The organism is Phenylobacterium sp. (genome assembly GCF_036263695.1).
Lineage (GTDB): Bacteria > Pseudomonadota > Alphaproteobacteria > Caulobacterales > Caulobacteraceae > Phenylobacterium.
In genome coordinates this window covers 1-2,219 of sequence record NZ_DATAGM010000293.1, presented here as the reverse complement: position 1 = coordinate 2,219, position 2,219 = coordinate 1, and the positions used below count along the sequence as shown (strand labels likewise).

Here is a 2,219-nt window from a genome sequence, read left to right as displayed (position 1 = left end):
CCTGGGCTTCCACCTGCCGCAGAACTTCAACTCGCCCTACGCCTCGGTGGGCTTCTCGGACTTCTGGCGGCGCTGGCACATCTCGCTGTCCACCTGGCTGCGGGACTACCTCTACGTTTCGCTGGGCGGCAACCGGAAGGGCCGGGTCCGCACCTACGCCAACCTGCTGATCACCATGCTGCTGGGCGGGCTGTGGCACGGCGCCAACTGGACCTTCGTGGTCTGGGGCGGGCTGCACGGCCTCTACCTCGTCGTCGAACGGTGGCTGCGCGAGGCGTTCGGCGCGCGGCCGGCCTTCAACTCCTTCGCCTTCAAGCTCGCCGCCGGCGCGATCACCTTCGGCCTCGTCAACGTCGCCTGGGTCTTCTTCCGCTCGCAGGACTTCGGCCAGGCGGCGCGCCTCCTGGGTTCGATGTCGGTCGGCGCCGCCGGCGCCAAGCCCCTGCTCTACCTGAACGACATCCTGGCCGTAGCGCTGATCGTCGCCGGGATGCTGTTCGCCCATTCGCGCATGCGCGCCACCTCCCTCGAGGCGGTCGTGGCCCGCACCCCCGCCGCCGTTATCGCGGGGCTTTGGACCTTCATGGCCTTCGCCGTCATCATCAGCCAGGGCTCGGAAAATGCCTTCATCTACTTCCAGTTCTGAGGCGGCCGCAGGCGTCCCGCTCGCCAAGCGCCGCGCCGCGCGGGAGCCCGCCGCCGAGCCCGAGATCGCCGCCGCGCCCGACGACGGCCTGATCGCCGCCGACGCCCTCGAGGAGGCCCACCGGATCATCCCCGAGCGGCCCTGGGGCCGCATCGCCCTCAGCGTCCTGGTAATGACGGTCGCGCTGGTGGCGATCTGGGAAGGCTACTGGCGCTACCGGATGTACGAGCCCGGCGACATGAAGAACTCGTCCAGCGCCTGGGCCCAGGAGCGCCGCCGGGCGGTGGGTGACGCGACGGTGCTGATCGGCTCATCGCGCAACTTCTTCGACATCGACCTGGGAGTGTGGGAGCAGACCGCGGGCGTGCGCCCGATCCAGCTCTCTTTGGAGGGCACCAGCCCCAGGTTCGCGCTCACCGACCTGGCCAACGACCCGAACTTCCGCGGCGTGGTGATCGCCGACATGGCGACGCCGCAGTTCTTCGCCACGGCCGGCGGACGGCGCGCCGACGTGCTCGCCTTCACCCGCGACCAGACGCCCTCCCAGCGCTTCGGCCACCGGCTGACCAACGCCTTCGATCAGGTGTTCGCCTTCCTCGACGACCAGACGCGCCCGCGGGAGATCTGGTTCAACCAGTACCTGCCGACCCGGCCCGGCCAGCCCCCGCGTCGCGATCCCTTCAAGCTGCAGATCATGGAGGCTGACCGGAACGCCGAGCTGTGGCGCCGAGTGGCTGACGACGAGAGTTACCGCCAGCAGGCGATCGATATCTGGCCGATGACCGCCGGTCGAAGGGCGCCCCCGCTGACCGAAGCCCAGGTGCAGGCGGTCATCGCCGAAGTCCGCAGGGACGTGGAGAAGATCCGCGGCAGGGGCGGCGATGTAATCTTCGCGCTGCATCCGGTCGAGGGGATATTCCTGAAGGCCGAGTCCACCGCCTTCCATCGCAGCCGCTACTTCGACCGGCTGGTCCGCGAGACCGGTACGATCGGCATCCACTACCAGGACCACGCCGGGCTGCAGGGCTACCGCCTGCCCGAGACCTCGCACCTGCATCCGCGCGACGCGGAGGCCTACACCGCCGAGTTCGCCCGCATCCTCTACGCCGAACGGGCGCGCAGGCAGGCGGCGGTCACAGCCCGCTGACCAGCAGCGAGACGGTGTCTGCGCCGGCCTGCCGATCTTTGGAGATCTCCTGGTACTCGGGGTCGAAAACGAACGCGCGTGCGGCCGCCTCGTCCGGAAAGGCCAGCAGGACCACCTTGTCCCCGTCCCACGCGCCTTCCAGGACCTGCGGACTCTCGTCCGCCGCCAGCACCTTGCCTTCGAACTTGCGGAACACCTCGCTGAAGCGGGCCCGGTAGCGTTCGTAGGCCGGCCGGTCAGTGAATTTCAGCTGGGCCAGGACGTAGACGGTCATCGGCGCGCGCCCTCTTCTTCCTCGGCTTGACCACGAAGGACCATAGGCCGAAGCCGCCCATGCCGGCCAGCGCCAGACCGCTCAGGCAGGTCACCACGTCGTAGGCCCGGCCGCCGACAAAGGCGGCGTGGATCGGGTAGATGGCGTTGGAG

General features: G+C 69.2%; 3 protein-coding genes and 1 pseudogene. 2 read left to right on the top strand and 2 right to left on the bottom strand.

The annotated features are described in order from the left end of the window. Both VHK87_RS11795 and VHK87_RS11790 read left to right on the top strand, forming a co-directional pair. Positions 1-646: MBOAT family O-acyltransferase (locus VHK87_RS11795; RefSeq protein ID WP_329635089.1), on the top strand; the 646-nt coding region annotated here is incomplete at its 5' end. Then, a complete protein-coding gene (locus tag VHK87_RS11790) occupies positions 621-1,793 on the top strand; it encodes a hypothetical protein (RefSeq protein ID WP_329635088.1) in 1,173 nt (390 codons plus the stop codon). The genes VHK87_RS11795 and VHK87_RS11790, both read left to right, overlap by 26 nt. Here VHK87_RS11790 and VHK87_RS11785 read toward each other — a convergent pair. Together VHK87_RS11785 and VHK87_RS11780 are read right to left on the bottom strand one after the other, a co-directional pair. Beyond that, positions 1,780-2,067 carry a DUF1330 domain-containing protein gene (locus tag VHK87_RS11785; RefSeq protein WP_329635087.1) on the bottom strand — a complete coding sequence of 96 codons (288 nt, stop codon included), beginning with the start codon at positions 2,065-2,067 and terminating at the stop codon, positions 1,780-1,782. The two genes, VHK87_RS11790 and VHK87_RS11785, sit on opposite strands and share 14 nt — an antisense overlap. Continuing rightward, a pseudogene (locus VHK87_RS11780) lies at positions 2,030-2,219 on the bottom strand (hypothetical protein); the annotation flags it as partial. The pseudogene VHK87_RS11780 and the gene VHK87_RS11785, both read right to left, overlap by 38 nt.